Raw genomic sequence first — 18,570 nt, 5'->3', positions numbered from 1 at the left:
CAAGCCGGCCAGGATTGGCGATCCTCCCGGGGCACAGAAGGCGCCCCAGGCCCCGTGACGAGGAAGCACGACCCATGAGCGAAGCCCAGACCACGACTCCCAACAGCAAGCCCAAGAAGTCCGTCGCTCTCTCCGGCGTGCCGGCCGGCAATACGGCGCTCTGCACCGTCGGCCGCAGCGGCAACGACCTGCACTACCGTGGCTATGACATCCTCGACATCGCCACGCGCTGCGAGTTCGAGGAGATCGCCTATCTGCTGGTGCATGGCAGCCTGCCAACGGAAGCCGAGCTGCGCGGCTACAAGGCCAAGCTTCGCAGCCTGCGCGGGCTGCCCGCCGCCGTGAGGCAGGCGCTGGAAGCGGTGCCCGCCGCAGCCCACCCGATGGACGTGATGCGCACCGGCGTCTCCGTCCTCGGCTCCGTGCTGCCGGAGAAGGACGACCACAGCCACGCCGGCGCGCGCGACATCGCCGACCGGCTGATGGCCTCGCTCGGTTCCATGCTGCTCTACTGGTACCACTACAGCCAGAACGGCCGGCGCATCGAGGTGGAGACCGATGACGACAGCATCGGCGGCCATTTCCTGCACCTGCTGCACGGCCATGCCCCGCGCGAGAGCTGGGTGCGCGCCATGCACACCTCGTTGAACCTCTACGCCGAGCATGAGTTCAACGCCTCGACCTTCACCTGCCGCGTCATCGCCGGCACGGGGTCGGACATCTATTCCGCCATCGCCGGCGGCATCGGCGCGCTGCGCGGCCCGAAGCATGGCGGCGCCAACGAGGTCGCCTTCGAGATCCAGAAGCGCTACGCCGATCCGGACGAGGCGGAGGCCGATATCCGCGCCCGCGTCGCCAACAGGGAAGTGGTGATCGGCTTCGGCCACCCCGTCTATACCATCGCCGATCCGCGCAACACGATCATCAAGGACGTGGCGCGCGAGCTCTCGGACGAGGTCGGCTCCCGCAAGATGTTCGACATCGCCGACCGGATCGAGGCGGTGATGGCCGACACCAAGAGGATGTTCGCGAATCTCGACTGGTTCAGCGCCGTCTCCTACCACCTGATGGGCGTGCCGACGGCGATGTTCACCCCGCTCTTCGTCATCGCCCGCACGGCGGGATGGAGCGCGCATGTCATCGAGCAGCGCATCGACGGCAAGATCATCCGCCCGACGGCGAATTACACGGGGCCGGAGAATCGCGCGTTCGTGCCTTTGAAGAAGCGGTAGGCCACGACGCCAAGGGGGCGCCGCCCCCCTTGAACCCCTGCTGGGGAGGCGGCGCCTCCCCAGCACCTGTCAGTTCTTCGGCAGGTAGGACTTCCCGTCCAGATAGGCCTTGCGCCAGCGCGTGATGGCCTGGCGCCCGGGCAGGCCGGCCTGGGTGAAGGGATCGGCTGCCAGGAAGGACTCGGCTTCCTCGCGCGTCTCGACATCGACGATATAGAAGCTGCCGCCGCCATCGCCGCCGTCATCGGCCAGCTTGGCGCCGCAGGCCAGCAGCCTGGCGGCATTCTCGGCCAGATAGGCCAGATGCGCGGCGCGGTGCTCCAGGCGCAGCGACTGGCTCTCGGGCTTGTCCCAGGTTTCGATCATATAAGGCATGGCATTGTCCTCCCCGCAGCAGGGTAGCGCCGTCCTGGCCTGGGAAGAAGGGGATGCGGGCCGGAGTTGCACGCCCTGCCCGCGTGCAAAACGAGTCTGTCCGCGGGCACCCCCTTCAGGCGCCCTCGGACTCGGAACGGGTGGTTCGCAGTCACACCCGCTCCCTCCGGCCCGCTTCCGGTCCATGCCTCCCCTGCAGGCAGGAACCGGTTCTCGGTTGCGGATGACGGAGGAGGGAGACCGAGGGAGGAAAGCGGGACCCCGGCAAGCGGTGGGACGGTGGCCGCCCCTCATCCGTTATCTGCAACTGCGAGTTATTCGCAATAAAACCCGGAGCCAGGGTTCCGTCAAGCGGAACCCGCGCCCCCTCCGGATAACATGGAGGAGAGGGCGGAGAGGCGCGGCGGCCGGTGGCTGGCCGCCGCGCCCCGCTGGGTCAGATCATCAGTTCGATCAGGAAGGGGGCGTCGTGAGAGAAGGACTGCCGCATCAGGTCGCCGCACTGCTCCAGCGTGGTGGCGCGCGCCGCCTCCACGCCCATGCCGCCGGCCAGGCGCAGCCAGTCCAGGTCAGGGTTGCTGAGGTCCAGCATGCTCATCGCCGTCGGGCCGGGATTGGCGCCGACATTGCGGTACTCGCCGATCAGGATCTGATACTTGCGGTTGGAGAGGAGGACGGTCGTGACCGGCAGCTTCTCCCGCGCCTGGGTCCAGAGCGCCTGCAGGGTGTACATGGCCGAGCCATCGGCCTGCAGGTTCACCACCCGCCGCTGCCCGCCGGTGCCGATCGCCGCGCCCGTGGCCAGCGGCATGCCGCAGCCGATGGCGCCGCCGGTGATCTGCAGCCAGTCATGCGGCGCGGCGGCATGGGTGTGCTGGAAGAAGCCGCGCCCGAAGGAGACGCTCTCATCCACCACGATGCCGCCTTCCGGCAGCAGCGCGGCCAGGGTCTGCGCCAGCCCTTCCGGCGTCGGCGCGCCACGGGCGATGCCGGGGCGGGGGCCGGTGTCGGGCAGCGGCGACTCGGGCGCGCCCAGTTCCTCCACCAGCGCCTTGAGGCCGGCCAGCGGGTCCTGCTCGTAGCGCGTCAGCAGATGCACCCCGGCACTCTCCGGGTAATGCAGGCTCGGCTTGCCGGGATAGGCGAAGAAGCCCACCGGCGCCTTGGCATTGACCAGGATGATATGCTCGAACTCCGCCAGGGCGGCGATGGCGGCATCGGCCATATAGGGCACGCGTTCCAGCGGCAGGCGACCGGCGCCGCGCTCCACCCGCGCATTGGACATCTCCGCCAGCACCTTGGCGCCGCAGGCCTGGGCCAGGCGCCAGGCCAGGGCCTGGGCCTCGGCGCGCAGGGCCTCGCCACCCAGCAGGATCAGCACGTTCCGCTTCTCGCGCAGCACGCGGGCGGCGTTCCGCACGGCCTGCGGGTCCGGGGCGATGGGCGCGGGCACCGGCAGGGCCTCGGCCACCATGCCGCCCTCGTTCCAGGCGGTATCGGCCGGCAGGATCAGAGTGGCGATCTGGCCGGGCGCGGTGCGCGCCGCCTGCACCGCCACGGCGGCATCGGCGCCGACGCGCTTCGAATCGGTGGCCGTCCGCACCCAGCCGGAAACCGGGCGGGCCCAGCCCTCGGTATCGGCGGTCAGCTGCGCGTCCAGCGGACGGTGATAGGTGGCCTGATCCCCCACCACATTGACGATGCCGCTGCGCGCGCGGCGGGCGTTGTGCAGATTGGCGAGGCCATTCGCCAGGCCCGGGCCGCAATGCAGCAGCGTCGCCGCCGGCTTGCGCGCCATGCGGTAGTAGCCATCGGCCATGCCGGTGACGATATTCTCCTGCAGCCCCAGCACGCAGCGCATGCCGGGAATCCGGTCCAGCGCGGCGACAAAATGCATCTCGCTGGTGCCGGGATTGGCGAAGCAGGTATCCACCCCGCTGCCCAGCAGCGTGTGGACCAGACTTTCAGCTCCGTTCACCGGTCAATCTCCCCCGTAGCTCATTCGGTGGAGCAGAAGGTGAAGCGAAAGACGGGCGCCGGGAAGGGGGGGGCGCGCTGTTCCGTCGCCTGCGGCCTGATTGGACGGCCGGACCGGCCGCCGGACTGGCTGCCACCAGCCCGGCCGGATGCCGTATCAGTCGAGCCAGGGCGGGGTCGGCAATCCCTTCTCCCGCAGGAAGGCGGGGTTGAAGAGCTTGGACTGGTAGCGCGCCCCGCCATCGCAGAGCACCGTCACCACGGTATGCCCCGGCCCCATGGCCCTGGCCACGCGGATGGCCGCCGCCACGTTCAGCCCGGCGCTGCCGCCAACCGAGATGCCCTCGTCGATCAGCAGGGAGAAGACCTGCTCCAGCGCCTCGGTATCCGGGATGGTCATCGATTCGTCGATCGGCGCGCCTTGCAGGTTGCCCGGCGCGCGAGCCGCCTGACCGATGCCCTCGGTGACGGAGCTGCCGGCACTGGCCTTCACCGTGCCGGTCTTCACCCAGGCATCCAGCCCGCTGCCCTCGGGGTCCGCCAGGACGATGCGGATCTTGTCGTTCCTCGCCTTCAGCGCCCGCGCGACACCCGCCAGCGTGCCGCCGGTGCCGCAGGCGCAGGTGAAGGCATCCACCCTGCCGCCGGTCTGCTGCCAGATTTCCAGCCCCGTCGTCTGCTCATGCGCGCGGCCATTGGCCGGGTTGTCGAACTGGTTGGCGTAGAGCACGCCCGCCGCCTCGCCGCCCAGCTCCTCCGCCAGGCGGCGGGAGACATGGACGTAGTTGCCGGGGTCGGCATAGGGCTTGGCCGGCACCAGCCGCAGGTCGGCGCCGATCATGCGCAGGAAGTCCAGCTTCTCGCGGCTCTGCGTCTCCGGCACCACGATCACGCTCTTCCAGCCGCGCGCATTGGCGGCCAGTGCCAGGCCGATGCCGGTATTGCCCGCCGTGCCTTCCACCACCGTGCCGGGCTTGCCGGGCGTCAGCACGCCGCGCTCCACCGCATCCTGCAGGATGCCCAGCGCGGCGCGGTCCTTGACCGAGCCGCCGGGATTCATGAACTCGGCCTTGCCGAGGATCTCGCAGCCCGTGGCTTCCGAGGCCCGGTGCAGGCGGATGAGGGGAGTGTCCTTCACGGCCCCCCAGAAGCCCTCGGCGATGGTCATGAGTTTTTCAGGTCCACCCAGCGCAGATAGGGCTTCTGCGCTTTCCAGCCCTGCGGGAAGCGCTCCCTGGCCTGCTCATCGGAGACGGAGGGCACGATGATGGCGCGCTCACCCGGCTGCCAGTTCACCGGCGTCGCCACCTTGTGCCTGTCGGTCAGCTGCAGGCTGTCGATCACCCGCAGCACCTCCTGGAAGTTGCGGCCGGTCGAGGGCGGATAGGTCAGCATCAGCCGCACCTTCTTCGCAGGATCGATGACGAAGACCGTCCGGACCGTCACGGACGGATCGGCCTCCGGATGGATCATGCCATAAAGTTCGGAGACCTTGCGGTCCTCATCCGAGATCATGGGAAAGTTGACCGGCGTTCCCTGGGTCTCGGCGATATCGGCGTTCCAGCCCTCGTGCCGCTCCAGCGTATCGACGGAGAGGCCGATCACCTTGACGTTGCGGCGGTCGAATTCCGGCTTCAGCCGCGCCGTCTCGCCCAGTTCGGTGGTGCAGACCGGGGTGAAATCCTTGGGGTGGCTGAAGAGCACAACCCAGGAATCGCCGGCCCAGTCATGGAACCGGATGCGCCCCTGGGAGGTCTCCGCCTCGAAATCCGGGGCGGTCTGGCCAAGCTGAATGGTCATCGCGGCGTCCTCGTCTGTCCGGGGAAGGAATTCACCCTGCAAGATCGTGCGTCAAGGCCGCGCCAGGAAGGGGCGATGCCATCATTCTGTGGAATGGCGCCATCATTCCAGGGAATAGCACCCCACTGACGGTGAATTCAGGCCTCGGCGTCGGGGTGGCGCAGCAGCCAGAGCCGTTCATGCGCCGCGACCAGGCTCTCCAGGTTCTTGCGGCGGTTGGTGTCGGCGGTCACGGGGCGGCGGGTCAGCATCCGCTCCAGGACATTGAGGAGTTCCTCCGCCACCTCATGATCCCCCTGATCGCAGGCCTGATGGAAGGCGATGAGGATCTTGTCCGACAGGCGCCGGGTATAGCGCGGCACTGGCGCCGCGGGCATGGCCCGCGCAGGCCGTCCGACCAGGTCCTCGAAGTCGTTCTCATCCATATCGCGGTCTGCTCCTTTAGGGGCCTCAGGAAGTGGTCCAGGGAGCTGCTGCCTGTTTTGCCGGTGGCTGTGCTTGCCGTGTTCCGGCCTGACGGCGACGCCCTGGAAGCTTAGCTACGCGGCAATTGCGCGCGGATCGCCGCGGCAATCTCCTCCGGCGAGGTCAGGGGGCGCAGCAGCGACCGCACCTGCCCGTCGCCGCCGATCAGGTAGATGAAGGAGGAGTGATCCATCAGATACTCGGTCATCTCCGGCCGCTGCACCTTGGAGTAGTAGACACGGAACTTCCGGGCCATCTCCGCCACCTGCTCCGGCGTGCCGGTCAGGCCGACCATGCGCGGATGGAAGTTCGAGACATAGACCTTCAGCTGCTCCGGCGTGTCGCGCTGCGGGTCCACCGTGACGAAGAGCGGCGTCACGCGCGCCGCCTCGGCCTCGGAAAGCAGGTCCATGGCGGCGCCGATGGAGCCCAGTTCTGTGGGGCAGACATCCGGGCAGAAGCTGTAGCCGAAATAGCCCACCAGCAACTGGCCGCCGAAATCGGCCTGCGTCACCGTCCTGCCATCCTGGTCCAGCATGGTGAAAGGGCCGCCCATGGTGACGCCCTGCGGCAGGCGGATGCCGCCCGCGAAGGGTGCCTCAGACTCCCGCCCCGTCAGGAAGGAAGCCTGGCGCAGGAAGGCGTCGCTCAGGGACTCCCCGGGCTGGCGCATGAACCATGCGCTGCCCCAAAGGCCACCGAGGCCGAGCACCAGGACAACCACGAGGAGACGGATCATGCGTTGCATGCGTCATGCTTAGCTTATGCAGCATTCCGGAGGAATATCCTTAGGCGCAAACAAGCCTCTAGGGGACAAGGTATGTTCCCCGTAATAAATCTCATCCCGCTCAACTGACCGTGACCTTGCCCCTGTCATGCGCGAGCAGCTCGGCCATGGTGGCCAGCACCTCGCCCCGGAACCAGCGATCCCCCGGGTCCCGGTCGCGGGAGCCGTTCCAGACCAGGGAAGTCGGGGTGGGGGTGGGGGAGACCGGGGGCGATTCGGTTATCAGGCCGTAGCGCTGGGCCAGCCGGCTCGCGACGAAATCCGGCACGGTGGCGATCAGTTCGGTCCCCGGCAGGGCGGCGGCCAGCAGGGAGAAGGAGCTGACGCCCAGCACCACCCGGCGCTGCCGCCCCTCCGTGCGCAGCAGGGCATCGACATTGCCCTCCAGCTGCCCGCGCGACGAGATCAGCACATGTGGTCTGGCGCAGTAGGCCTCCATCTCCGTGACCGGGGCGGTGGCGGCATCGCGCAGCACCTGCCAGCCGGTATGGCCCACCACGCGCATCCGCGCATTGGCCGGCAGGTCGTCGCCCATATAGCCCAGCGCCGCCTCGATCTCGCCTGAGGCGAGCAGGGAAGGCAGGCTGTGGTGGTTGCCCTGGCGGATGGAGAGCGCGCAGCCCGGCGCGGCCTGACGGAAGCGGGTCAGCAGCGGCGGCAGCAGCGCGAAGGCGATGGCATCGCTGCAGCCCAGCACGAAGTTGCGCTGAGCGGTGGCGGGGTCGAAGGGCGTGGCGGCGGCGATGGCATCGGCCATCTGCTCCAGCAGCGGCTGGATGAGGGCGTAGAGCTCCTCCGCACGCGGGGTTGGCCGCAGGGCCTGTCCCTCCCGCGCCAGCAACTCGTCCTGGAAATGCTCCCGCAGCCGCCGCAGCCCGCCCGATGCGGCGGGCTGGGAGAGGAACAGCCGCTTCCCCGCATGGGTGACGTGGCGTTCCTCCACCAGGGCGACGAAGAGGCGCAGCAGGTTCAGATCGGGCAGCCGGTCGGTCTGGCTCATGGGTCGGGGAATTCGCGCATGCGGGATCTCTGGGAATGGCGGTGCACCGCCGGACGGGCAGCCTAGCTGCGCCTTTGCCGCTCCGCCCTTCAACTATGAGGGTGGAGGACAAACATCCTGACCTGACGAAGCTGACGGGAGAACATCATATGCCGCGCCGCCTTGCCCTTGCCGCCCTTGTGCCCATGCTCGCTCTCGGCACCCTGGCGGCGCTGCCGCCGCACGCCCGGGCCCAGGGCGCCGCCGCACCTGTGGAAAACCCGGCGGAGACCACGCTGCTGCGCCTGTCCGAGACGGGCGAGGTGACCCGCGCGCCCGACGAATTGCGGCTGGAACTGCGGGCCGAGGCGCGGGGGAGCGAGGCCGCCGCCGTGCAGGCCCAGGTGAACCGCGCCATGCAGGCGGCGCTGGAGCGGGCGCGGGCCGCGCAGGGGGTGCGCGCCAGCACCGGCAACTACTGGACCAACCGGGACCCGGAGAGCCGGCAATGGACCGCCAGCCAGACCCTGGTGCTGCGCGGTGCCGAGGCCGCGCCGCTGCTGGAGCTGGCCGGTCAGATGCAGGGGCAGGGGCTGGCCATGGCCGGCATGGGCTGGAACCTGACGCGCGAGGCCACCCAGGCGGCGCGGCAGGAGGCAGGTAAGCTGGCCATCGAGGCCCTGCGCGCCCGCGCCGCGGCGGTGGCGGAGCAACTGGGGATGGAGGTGGCGGGCATCCGCCTGCTCTCGCTGGATGCGCCGGAGGCGCCGATGCCGCGCATGGCCATGGCGATGGCCGCGCGCGGGCCCGCCGCCGCGCCCCCGCCGGTCAGCGCGCCGGAGGATGTCGCCATCACCGCCACGGCCCAGGCCGAGCTGGTGTTGCGCCGGCGCCCCTGAGGCGGCGCATTTCGCGGATGTGGTAAAAAAGCCGGCCTGACGGCCTGACGCGCCAGCGCGGGCGGTGCCATGATCGGCGGCGATATGTCAGCCACCCTCACCGGCATCGCCTTCAATCTCTGTGCCCTCGTCATCTTCGTGACGATGGATACGCTGGGCAAGCTGCTGGTGGCGCATTACCCGGTGCCGCAGGTCGTCTTCGTGCGCTTCTGCTGCCACATCCTCTTCGTGGCGCTGGCGATCCGGCTGCTGACGGGCAGCCTGCCCTGGCGCTCCCGCGCGCCCTGGCTGCAACTGGGGCGCGGCCTCTGCCTGATCCTGGCCAGCCTGCTCTTCGTCGGCGCGCTGGCGTACCTGCCGCTGGCCGATGCCACGACGGTGGGCTTCGCCGCGCCGCTGCTGACGGTGCTGCTGGCGGCCTTCTGGCTGCGGGAGAAGGTGGGCTGGCGCCGCTGGGCCGGCGTCGGCATCGGCCTGGTCGGGGTGTTGGTGGCGCTGCGGCCGCCCTTCCTGACCGGCGGGCCGCTGCCGCACTGGGCCATACTGCTGCCGCTGGGCAATGCCGTGGCCTACAGCATCTACCAGATCATGACGCGGCGGCTGGCCGCGCTGGACGACCCGCGCACCACCATGCTGCACACGGGGCTGGCCGGGGTGGTGGTCCTGGCGCTGGTGCAGCCCTTCGTCTGGCAGGCCCCCGGCACGGCCGGGCCGCTGCCGGCGGCCTGGGTCTGGACCGGCCTGCTGGCGCTGGGGGCGTTGAGCGCGGCGGGGCATGGCATGCTGGTGCTGGCCTTCACCCGCGCGCAGGCCAGCCTGCTGGCGCCCCTGACCTATACGCAACTTCTCTGGGCCATGATCGCTTCGGCGGTGGTATTCGGACAGCGGCCGGACGGGATTACGTTGTCCGGCGCGGCGATCATCGCCTGCGGCGGGCTGCTGGTGGCATGGCCCTCCCGCCGCAAAGGAGGAAGCACAGGATGACCGACGCCCACCCCGGCAGGTCCGCCGAAGAGCCCGGTACGGGGCGGGAGCGCTTCCGGTCAGGCTTGCGCGCCGGGGCCGCAGGCGCTAGCGGATGGCCGGCGCGAGGACAGGGCATGGCCAGCATCATCGAGGCACCGCAGAATCAGACGGCGGAAGCGGCATTGCGGGATCACCCCCGGGCGGCACTGGATGCCGCCTCGGTGCGGGACGCCTATCGCCGCTGGGCCGGGGTCTATGACGCGGTTTTCGGTGGGGTTTCCGCCTTCGGCCGCCGCCGGGCGGTGGCCGCGGTCAACCGGCTGCCCGGCAACCGGGTGCTGGAAGTGGGCGTCGGCACCGGCCTCGCCCTGCCGCGCTACCGCACCGACAAGCGGGTGGTCGGTATCGACCTGTCCCGCGAGATGTTGATGAAGGCCGAGGAGCGGGTGCGCGCCGAGAGCCTCTCCCATGTCGAGGGTCTGCTGGAGATGGACGCCGAGTCCATGGCCTTCCGCGACGGCGCCTTCGATATCGCGGTCGCCATGTTCACCGCCTCCGTGGTGCCGGATGCCAGGAAGCTCTTCACGGAAATGCGCCGTGTGGTGCGGCCGGGCGGGCACCTGCTCTTCGTGAACCACTTCGCCGCCGAGGCCGGGCCCCGCTGGTGGGTGGAGCGCGCCATGGCGCCGCTCTCCCGCATCCTGGGCTGGCACCCGGATTTCGCGCTGACCGACCTGCTGGACCCCTCCGCGGTGCAGCTCGATGCCGTCGAGCCCTGCCAGCCGGCCGGGCTCTTCACCCTGGTGCAGGTGCGCAACACCCTGCCCGGGGAAGCCGCCGCCGCGGCGGCCTGAGCGCCGTCGGGGCCGTGCCAAGCCGGCCCTCCGTCGCGGGTGTCGGGGACGATACCGTCGTCGAGCTGGCCGGCATGTTCTGGCTGATGAGCGACCCCACGCGCCTGCGGATCATCCTCGCCTGCCTGGCCGCGCCGGCGCCGGTGGGGGAGATGGCGGAGCGCATCGGCATCTCCGGCAGCCTCGCCTCCCACCACCTGCGGCTGCTGCGCGCGGCGCGGCTGCTGCAGGCCGAGCGGCGCGGGCGCCAGGTCTTCTACGCCGTCACCGACGCGCATATCCGCTCGATGCTGGCCGACATGGTGGACCATGTGGCGGAAGGGGAGGCGGAGAGCGATTCGCCGCCGCCGACGGGCGGCTGATCCAGGCCCTCCGGCCGCCCGAATACCCCGCGAGGACGATCCTTTGGCGCAAGGTTGAGCCCCCATCACTTGTGCGGGGTATGGGGCGCGACTATGGTCCGGCCGAAGCCGGGTTCCCCCTCGCGGGGGTGGGGCGCGGAGAGGCCGGGTTGCGCGGTGCGCCCGGTATGGTTCGGAGCGGCGCCTCGGCGCGGCCGCGCCCCGAGCCTGTGGCGCAAGGGACCTTGGGCGCATGGAACGGACGGGCGCATGAGATACGGGCGGACGGGATTGGGAATGCGGCGGTCGATCGTTTCGCGGCTCGCGGGGGTTTCCGCGAAGGCCGGGCTTGCAATGGTGCTCGCGCTGGGCATGGCCTCAGTGCCGGCCTTGGCCCAGAACGCGGCGACCTCGCCGGAAGTGATTGCGCCGCAGGACTGGCATGTGGACCTGCAGCCGGCCGCTGGCCCAGTGAAGGAAGCCATCCACGACTTCAATCAGCTCGTGCTCTGGATCATCATAGCCATCACCGCCTTCGTGGGCGTGCTGCTGGTCTATGTGATGTGGCGCTTCCGGGCCAGCAGGAATCCGGTTCCCTCGCGCACCAGCCATCACACGCTGCTGGAAGTCGCCTGGACCGTCGTGCCGGTGCTGATCCTGATCGTGATCGCCATCCCCTCCTTCCGCCTCATCTACTATGAGGACCGGGCAGTGGACCCGGACATGACGATCAACGTCACGGGCCGTCAGTGGTACTGGCACTATGCCTATCCGGATGCCGGCGACCTGGCCTTCGACAGCTATCCGATCGCGGATGCCGATCTGAAGCCGGGGCAGCTGCGTAACCTGGATGTGGACAACCCCCTGGTGATCCCGGTGGGCAAGAATATCCGCGTGCTGACCCATGGGCAGGACGTGATCCACAGCTTCTTCGTCCCCAGCCTGGGCGTGCAGAAGTACACGATCCCCGGCCGCACGCTGGAGACCTGGTTCCGCGCGGACCGGCCCGGCACCTTCTACGGCCAGTGCAACCAGATCTGCGGCCAGAATCACTGGTTCATGCCGATCGTTGTGAAGGCGGTTTCGCCGGCTGAATACGAGGCCTGGGTGGCGGAGGCGAAGACGCGTTTCGCCAGCAACGGTGCGGCCCCTGCCGCGCCGGTGGCCGTGGCCAAGGCCGATGACACCGCCGCCACCAAGGTGGCGGAGCTGCGCCGCTAAGCGCGACTGATTAACGGACGGTTCGAGAGCGGGACGGACACAGATGGCGACCGCGTCACACACGCATGAACACGATGGCCCCGGCCATCACGACCACGCCCCGGGTTTCTGGAAGCGCTGGTTCTACAGCACCAGCCACAAGGATATCGGCATCCTTTATCTGATCTTTGCGGTGGCTGCGGCCATCGTGGGGATCGGGCTGAGCTTCCTGATGCGCCTGGAGCTGCAGAGCCCTGGCATGCAGTTCTTCGCCGACGGCCAGATGTGGAACGTGGCCGTGACCGCGCATGGCGTGATCATGGTCTTCTTCGTCATCATGCCGGCGCTGATCGGCGGCTTCGGCAACTACTTCGTGCCGATCATGATCGGCGCGCCGGACATGGCCTTCCCGCGCCTGAACAACATCAGCTTCTGGCTCCTGGTTCCGGCGCTGCTGCTGGCCGTGGGCAGCCTCTTCGTGGGTGGCGCCGGCACGGGCTGGACGCTCTATCCGCCGCTGTCCAACAGCCAGTACCAGTCGGGCATGGGCGTCGATATGGCGCTCTTCGCCCTGCACCTGGCGGGCGCCAGCTCGATCCTGGGCGCGGTGAACTTCATCACCACCATCTTCAACATGCGCGCCCCCGGCATGACGCTGCACAAGATGCCGCTCTTCGTCTGGGGCATGCTGGTCACCGCCTTCCTGCTGCTGCTCTCGGTGCCTGTCCTCGGCGGCGCGATCACCATGCTGATCACCGACCGTAACTTCGGCACGGCCTTCTTCGACCCGGCCGGCGGTGGCGACCCGGTGCTGTTCCAGCACCTGTTCTGGTTCTTCGGCCACCCCGAAGTCTACATCATGATCCTGCCGGCCTTCGGCATCATCAGCCACATCCTGTCCACCTTCAGCCGTAAGCCGATCTTCGGCTACCTCGGCATGGCCTACGCCATGGTCGCCATCGGCGTGGTGGGCTTCGTGGTCTGGGCGCACCACATGTTCACCTCCGGCATCTCGGTGGACACGCGGGCCTACTTCATGGCCGCCACGATGATCATCGCGGTGCCCACGGGCATCAAGATCTTCTCCTGGATCGCCACGATGTGGGGCGGCTCGCTCACCTTCAAGACGCCGATGCTCTTCGCGATCGGCTTCATCTTCCTGTTCACGGTGGGCGGCGTCACGGGCGTGAAGCTGGCTAACGCTTCCGTCGACGTCATCCTGCACAACACCTACTACGTCATCGCCCATTTCCACTACGTGCTGTCGCTGGGCGCCGTCTTCGGCATCTATGCCGGCTTCTACTACTGGATCGGCAAGATCAGCGGGAAGCAGTACCCCGAGCGCCTGGGCCAGATCCACTTCTGGCTGACCTTCGTGGGCGTGAACCTGGCCTTCTTCCCGATGCACTTCCTGGGTGCCCAGGGCATGCCGCGCCGTTATCCGGACTACCCGGATGCCTTCGCGGGCTGGAACATGGTCGCGAGCATCGGCTCCTATATCGCGATCGCCTCTTTCGTCTTCTTCTTCTACGTCTGCTACCGCACCTTCACGAGCAAGGAGAAGGCCGCGGCGAACCCCTGGGGCGAGGGTGCGACCACCCTGGAATGGCAGGTCTCTTCCCCGCCGCCCTTCCATACCTTCGACGAACTGCCCCGTATCCGCTAACGGGGGCATGGAGCGAGCGCCATGAGCGAAAGCGCGATGCAGCGGGGGGGGGCTTCTGCCCCCCTCGGCACATCCGAGGATCTCGATTTCAGTGAGGTGCGCGACTGGATCGCGCTGCTGAAACCGCGGGTGATGACGCTCGTGGTCTTCTCCGGCCTCGTTGGCCTGCTGGTGGCGCCGGGTTCGCTCCACCCGGTGCTGGCCGCGACCGCGATCCTCTGCATCGCCGTGGCCGCCGGTGCCTCGGGCGCCATCAACATGTGGTACGACCGCGACATCGACGCGGTGATGCGCCGCACCGCCAACCGCCCCATCCCGGCCGGCCGTATCCGGCCCGAGGCGGCGCTGACCTTCGGCGTCTTCCTCGCCGTGGCCTCGGTGGTGCTGATGGGCCTCGCCACCAACATGGCGGCCGCCGCCGTGCTGGCCGGCTCGATCGGCTTCTACGTCTTCATCTACACCATGTGGCTGAAGCGCCGGACGCCGCAGAACATCGTCATCGGCGGCGCCGCGGGCGCCTTCCCGCCGATGATCGGCTGGGTCGCCGTCACCGGGCATGTCTCGGTCGAGGCGCTGCTGATGTTCGCCATCATCTTCTTCTGGACGCCGCCGCATTTCTGGGCGCTGTCCCTCTATGCCTCGGGCGACTACCAGCGCGCCGGCGTGCCGATGCTGCCCGTCGTGGCCGGCGCCCGGGAGACGCGCCGCCAGATCTGGCTCTATTCCCTGCTGCTGGTGCCGCTCACGCTGCTGCCGACCGTCATCGGCATGTCCGGCCTGGCCTATGGCGCCGCCGCGGTGGTGCTGGGCGCCTTCTTCCTGCATTACATGTGGCGCGTGAAGCATGACGCGCAGGATGAAGCCGGCCTCAGCCTGACCAATGACGCGCCGGCCCGCGCGGGCTTCCGCTTCTCCGTCCTCTATCTCTTCGCGCTCTTCACCGCCCTGGCGGCCGACAAGCTGGTCTTCGGCGCATGACCCCGGAAGAGAAGCGCGCCTTCTACCGCCGCCGGCGCGCGCGCAACTGGGCCGTGCTTCTGGCGCTTCTGGCGCTGGTGGGCCTGTTCTACCTGATCGCCATGGCCCGGCTGACCCAGGGCTGACCGGAGGGACCGATATGCCCGTGACTGATCCGGACCTCGCCCGCCGCAACCGCCGCACCGCCACCATCGCCGGTGGCGTGGTGGCTGGCATGGTGGGCCTCGCCTTCGCCTCGGTGCCGCTCTACGCGATCTTCTGCGCGGTGACAGGCTATGGCGGCACGCCGCAGATCGGCGGCACTGCACCGGGCGCCACGGACCAGATGGTCACCGTGCGCTTCAATGCGAATGTGAGCCCCAACCTGCCGTGGAAATTCGCGCCCTCCCAGGGTCCGGCGAAGCTGGCGCTGGGCGAGGAGGGGATGGCCTTCTACCATGCCGAGAACCTGGCGGAGACGCCGGTCACGGGCATCGCCACCTATAACGTGACGCCCGAGGTGGCTGGCGCCTATTTCCACAAGGTCGCCTGCTTCTGCTTCGACGAGCAGACGCTGGAGCCTGGCCAGAAGGTGGAGATGCCGATCGCCTACTGGGTGAGCCCGGAGATGGCCAAGGACCCGAATACCCGGGGCATCAAGACCATCACCGTCAATTATACCTATTTCCGCACCCTGGCGGATGCCGAGCGCGCCGGCGCGCTGGCCAAGGCCGGGGAGCATGTGGGCAAGCGCACCGAGCTGGCCGAGCCCGGCCGCCCGCGCACGGCCATGCCGTGACAGGCTTGATCCACACCATGTTTTCGGGATTGATGCAGCACATTGACCCGGATGCCCGGGCATTGGCGCCTGCCGCCCTTGCCCCTTCCACCCCTCGCGTGACGTCTTGAGTCCAGGAAGCCCGATGGCCAGCACCGACAGCGCGGTTGCCCCCGCCCACAACAAGCACCCCTACCATCTGGTCGATCCCAGCCCCTGGCCGATGGTCGCCTCGCTCTCCGCGGGGCTGCTGGTGTTCGGCATCATCCTTTTCGCGCAGATGAACATCCACTGGGTGTTCGGCGTCGGCGTGCTCGGCGTGCTGGTGTCGATGTATTTCTGGTTCCGCGACATCATCCGCGAATCCAGGCAGCCGGGCGTGCACAACCCGATCGTGCGAATCGGCCTGCGCTACGGCATGGTGCTGTTCATCGCCTCCGAGGTGATGTTCTTCGTCGCCTTCTTCTGGGCCTATTTCCACTTCTTCCTCTATCCCGAGCATGTCTCGGGCGCGGCGGAGGCCATCTGGCCGCCGGCGGGTGTCCTGACCTTCGACCCCTTCGACCTGCCGCTGCTGAACACCATGATCCTGCTGCTCTCGGGCTGCACGGTCACCTGGGCGCACCACGCGCTGATCCAGGGCGACCGCAAGGGCCTGATGACGGGCCTGGGCCTGACGGTGCTGCTGGGCCTCTGCTTCAGCGGCTTTCAGGCCTATGAATATGCCCTGGCGCCCTTCGCCTTCCATGGCGGCGGCATCTATCCCTCCGTCTTCTTCCTGGCGACAGGCTTCCACGGCTTCCACGTGATCATCGGCACCATCTTCCTGGCGGTCTGCTGGATCCGTGCCGGCCGTGGCGACTTCACGGCGGAGCGCCATTTCGGCTTCGAGGCCGCCGCCTGGTACTGGCACTTCGTCGACGTGGTGTGGCTGTTCCTCTTCGTCGTCGTCTACATCATGGGTGTGGGCGAGATCGCCCACCACTGACGCCGGATCGGATCTGGCCTCCCCGGGATGGGGAGGCCAGGACCGGCCCCGCATGCTACCCTGCGGCGCATGAATCGCTGGCGCCGCCTTCTCATTCCCACCCTCGTCCTGCTGCCGGTGCTGGCCATCCTGGCCGGACTGGGCACCTGGCAGCTTCAGCGCCTCCACTGGAAGACCGACCTCCTGGCCCGTCTGGCCATAGCCGAGGCCAGTCCGCCCCTCCCGCTCTCCGAGCCGCCGGAACCCTATACGAAGGTCTTCACCGAAGGCCGCTTCCTGCATGACCGGGAGGCGCGGCTGGGCGTGGAGCTGCGCGGCACTACACTCGGCACGCATCTGCTGACGCCGCTCGAACGGCCGGGCGCCGCGCCGCTGCTGGTGGACCGCGGCTGGGTGCCGTTGGAGGGCGGGCAGATCGACCGCCCCGAAGGCCCGCTGCGGGTCGAGGGCTATATCCGCCCCGGCGAGAGCGCCGGCCTCTTCAGCGCCACGGATGATACCGCCGGACGCCGCTTCTATACCTTCGACCCTCACGCCATCGGCGCCGCCCTGGAGCTGCCCGAGACCGCCCCGTACGGGCTGGTGGCCATGCAGCCCGCCGGCAGCCCGGCCGGGGCGGCGCTGCCGCAGCCCGCGCGGCACATGCCGCGGCCGACCAACAGCCACCTCGGCTATGTCATCACCTGGTACGGGCTGGCGCTCTCGGCGCTGGGGGTCTTCATCGCCTGGGCCCGCATCCGCCTGAAGGAACCCGCTGATGGGAGTGACCATGACCGCCTATGACCGCCTGAAGGCCCGCTTCGCCCGTATCGCCCTGCTGGGCGAGTCCCAGGCCATGCTGCACTGGGATGCCGCGGCGATGATGCCCCCGGGCGGCGCCGAGGCGCGTGGCGAGCAGCTGGCCACCCTCTCCGGCCTGTCGCATGAGCTGCTGACGGCGCCGCAGGTGGCGGATGACCTGGCCGGGGCCGCCGCCGCGGACGAGTGGGACAGCGCCAATCTGGCGCTGATGCGCGATGCTCATCGCCGCGCCACGGCCCTGCCCACCACACTGGTGGAGGCGACCGCCCGCGCCAACGCCGCCTGCGAGGCCCGCTGGCGCACCGCCCGCGCGCGCTCCGACTTCGCCCTGGTCGCCCCCGCCCTGAAGGAGGTGGTGCGCCTGCAACGCGAGACCGCCGCGGCCCTTTCCAACGCCACCGGCCTGCCGGCCTATGATGCGCTGATGGAAGGCTACCAGCGCGGCATCGGCGCCAGCGACGTGGAGCCGATCTTCGCCGCCTACGACGCCTTCCTGGCCGAGGCCCTGCCGCGCGCCGAGGCGCTCCAGGCCGCCCGCCCGGCGCCGCGCCCGCTGGTCGGGCCTTTCCCGGTGGCGACCCAGCAGGCGATCTGCCGCGACATGGCCGAGCGGGTCGGGCTGGATTTCGAGCATGCGCGGCTGGATGAGAGCACGCATCCCTTCTGCGGCGGCACGCCCCGCGATGTCCGCATCACCACCCGCTACCGCGAGGACAACTTCGCCCAGGCGCTGCTGGGCGTGCTGCATGAGACCGGCCACGCGCTCTACGAGCTGGGCCTGCCCGCCGCCCATGCCCACCAGCCCGTGGGCGAGGCCGCCGGCATGGCCGCCCATGAATCGCAGAGCCTGATCATCGAGATGCAGGCCTGCCGCTCGGACGCCTTCCTCGCCTTTCTCGGCCCGCGGTTGCAGGCCACCTTCGGCGGAGAGGCGGCGGCTTATGCCCCCGCCAATCTCGCCGGTCTCTGGCGTCGGGTGGAGCGCGGCTTCATCCGCGTCGATGCCGATGAACTGACCTATCCCGCCCATGTCATCCTGCGCTTCCGTCTGGAGCGCGCGCTGATCGAGGGCGCGATGGAGGTCGAGGACTTGCCCGCCGCCTGGAACGAGGGCTTCACGCGCCTGCTGGGCCTGACGCCGCCGGATGACGCGCATGGCTGCTTGCAGGACATCCACTGGTATGACGGCGCCTTCGGCTATTTCCCGTCCTATACCCTCGGCGCCATGGCGGCGGCGCAGCTGATGCGCGCGGCCCGTACCCATGTGGCGGGCCTGGACGCGGCGCTGGCGCGGGGCGATTTCACGCCGCTGCGGGACTGGTTGCGGCAGAAGGTGCATGGCCAGGGCTCGCGCCTGGGCTTCCAGGACCTGCTGCGCGCCGCCACCGGCAAGCCGCTCGATCCCTCCGACTTCACCGCCCACCTGCGGGAACGTTATCTGGACGCCTGATCTAGCCAGCTTGGCATGCCGTCCCCAAGGGCGGCGGCATGCCAGGGCATGGGGG

Annotated in this window: 20 protein-coding genes; 13 read left to right on the top strand and 7 right to left on the bottom strand. The window is 69.1% G+C overall.

Features of this window, described 5'->3' with window-relative positions:
• The first annotated feature begins 74 nt into the window (after window positions 1-74).
• Entirely contained in the window at window positions 75-1,232 is a 1,158-nt protein-coding gene (prpC, locus tag IAI58_RS00885) for a bifunctional 2-methylcitrate synthase/citrate synthase (protein WP_207449306.1), read from the top strand.
• A gap of 69 nt (window positions 1,233-1,301) precedes the next feature.
• Here the strand turns inward: prpC and IAI58_RS00880 are convergent, their stop codons facing one another.
• From IAI58_RS00880 to IAI58_RS00850, 7 genes are all read right to left on the bottom strand, one after another.
• Window positions 1,302-1,607, bottom strand: a complete 306-nt coding sequence (locus IAI58_RS00880) for a YciI family protein (RefSeq protein WP_207449308.1) — start codon at window positions 1,605-1,607, stop codon at window positions 1,302-1,304.
• A 436-nt stretch (window positions 1,608-2,043) separates the two neighbouring features.
• The gene (locus tag IAI58_RS00875) at window positions 2,044-3,585 is read right to left on the bottom strand and encodes an acetolactate synthase large subunit (RefSeq protein WP_207449310.1); all 1,542 of its coding nucleotides are present in this window, start codon (window positions 3,583-3,585) and stop codon (window positions 2,044-2,046) included.
• A gap of 156 nt (window positions 3,586-3,741) precedes the next feature.
• Complete coding sequence (locus IAI58_RS00870; protein WP_207449312.1) at window positions 3,742-4,752, bottom strand: cysteine synthase A; 1,011 nt, start codon at window positions 4,750-4,752, stop codon at window positions 3,742-3,744.
• The gene (locus tag IAI58_RS00865; protein WP_207449314.1) at window positions 4,749-5,384 is read right to left on the bottom strand and encodes a peroxiredoxin; all 636 of its coding nucleotides are present in this window, start codon (window positions 5,382-5,384) and stop codon (window positions 4,749-4,751) included. Before IAI58_RS00865 ends, IAI58_RS00870 begins: the two co-directional genes overlap by 4 nt.
• Before the next feature lie 137 nt (window positions 5,385-5,521).
• Entirely contained in the window at window positions 5,522-5,761 is a 240-nt protein-coding gene (locus tag IAI58_RS00860; protein WP_408906215.1) for a hypothetical protein, read from the bottom strand.
• A 158-nt stretch (window positions 5,762-5,919) separates the two neighbouring features.
• Complete coding sequence (locus tag IAI58_RS00855; RefSeq protein ID WP_237182566.1) at window positions 5,920-6,588, bottom strand: SCO family protein; 669 nt, start codon at window positions 6,586-6,588, stop codon at window positions 5,920-5,922.
• Between the two features lie 109 nt (window positions 6,589-6,697).
• Entirely contained in the window at window positions 6,698-7,636 is a 939-nt protein-coding gene (locus IAI58_RS00850) for a LysR family transcriptional regulator (protein WP_207449320.1), read from the bottom strand.
• Window positions 7,637-7,785: 149 nt separating this feature from the next.
• Here IAI58_RS00850 and IAI58_RS00845 point away from each other — a divergent pair, with 149 nt between their 5' ends.
• The 12 genes from IAI58_RS00845 to IAI58_RS00795 all read left to right on the top strand — a co-directional run bounded on the left by IAI58_RS00845 (window position 7,786) and on the right by IAI58_RS00795 (window position 18,515).
• Window positions 7,786-8,514: an SIMPL domain-containing protein gene (locus IAI58_RS00845; RefSeq protein ID WP_207449322.1), complete on the top strand. Its 729-nt coding sequence runs from the start codon at window positions 7,786-7,788 to the stop codon at window positions 8,512-8,514.
• An 84-nt stretch (window positions 8,515-8,598) separates the two neighbouring features.
• Entirely contained in the window at window positions 8,599-9,498 is a 900-nt protein-coding gene (locus IAI58_RS00840; protein ID WP_207449324.1) for a DMT family transporter, read from the top strand.
• A gap of 116 nt (window positions 9,499-9,614) precedes the next feature.
• On the top strand, window positions 9,615-10,334 hold the full coding sequence (locus IAI58_RS00835) for a class I SAM-dependent methyltransferase (protein ID WP_207449326.1): 720 nt from the start codon (window positions 9,615-9,617) through the stop codon (window positions 10,332-10,334).
• Window positions 10,335-10,348: 14 nt separating this feature from the next.
• Window positions 10,349-10,696: an ArsR/SmtB family transcription factor gene (locus IAI58_RS00830; RefSeq protein ID WP_336512373.1), complete on the top strand. Its 348-nt coding sequence runs from the start codon at window positions 10,349-10,351 to the stop codon at window positions 10,694-10,696.
• Between the two features lie 333 nt (window positions 10,697-11,029).
• The gene (gene coxB, locus IAI58_RS00825; RefSeq protein ID WP_408906214.1) at window positions 11,030-11,896 is read left to right on the top strand and encodes a cytochrome c oxidase subunit II; all 867 of its coding nucleotides are present in this window, start codon (window positions 11,030-11,032) and stop codon (window positions 11,894-11,896) included.
• A gap of 43 nt (window positions 11,897-11,939) precedes the next feature.
• The gene (ctaD, locus tag IAI58_RS00820) at window positions 11,940-13,541 is read left to right on the top strand and encodes a cytochrome c oxidase subunit I (protein ID WP_207449330.1); all 1,602 of its coding nucleotides are present in this window, start codon (window positions 11,940-11,942) and stop codon (window positions 13,539-13,541) included.
• A gap of 21 nt (window positions 13,542-13,562) precedes the next feature.
• Window positions 13,563-14,519, top strand: coding sequence for a heme o synthase (locus IAI58_RS00815; protein WP_207449332.1), 957 nt, complete (start codon window positions 13,563-13,565; stop codon window positions 14,517-14,519).
• Window positions 14,516-14,644 (top strand): hypothetical protein, encoded by a 129-nt coding sequence (locus tag IAI58_RS23240; RefSeq protein WP_272874869.1) that lies wholly within the window; start codon window positions 14,516-14,518, stop codon window positions 14,642-14,644. Before IAI58_RS00815 ends, IAI58_RS23240 begins: the two co-directional genes overlap by 4 nt.
• Before the next feature lie 14 nt (window positions 14,645-14,658).
• On the top strand, window positions 14,659-15,297 hold the full coding sequence (locus IAI58_RS00810) for a cytochrome c oxidase assembly protein (protein WP_207449334.1): 639 nt from the start codon (window positions 14,659-14,661) through the stop codon (window positions 15,295-15,297).
• 124 nt (window positions 15,298-15,421) lie between these two features.
• On the top strand, window positions 15,422-16,264 hold the full coding sequence (locus IAI58_RS00805) for a cytochrome c oxidase subunit 3 (RefSeq protein ID WP_207449336.1): 843 nt from the start codon (window positions 15,422-15,424) through the stop codon (window positions 16,262-16,264).
• A 69-nt stretch (window positions 16,265-16,333) separates the two neighbouring features.
• The gene (locus tag IAI58_RS00800) at window positions 16,334-17,047 is read left to right on the top strand and encodes an SURF1 family protein (RefSeq protein WP_207449338.1); all 714 of its coding nucleotides are present in this window, start codon (window positions 16,334-16,336) and stop codon (window positions 17,045-17,047) included.
• A complete protein-coding gene (locus IAI58_RS00795) occupies window positions 17,022-18,515 on the top strand; it encodes a carboxypeptidase M32 (protein WP_237182567.1) in 1,494 nt (497 codons plus the stop codon). The genes IAI58_RS00800 and IAI58_RS00795 overlap by 26 nt, the downstream gene beginning before the upstream one ends.
• Window positions 18,516-18,570: the final 55 nt, after the last annotated feature.

The organism is Roseomonas marmotae, assembly GCF_017654485.1.
GTDB classification, from domain to species: domain Bacteria; phylum Pseudomonadota; class Alphaproteobacteria; order Acetobacterales; family Acetobacteraceae; genus Pseudoroseomonas; species Pseudoroseomonas marmotae.
The sequence above is the reverse complement of the archived record's forward strand: the minus strand, read 5'-3'. Positions and strand labels throughout refer to the sequence as shown.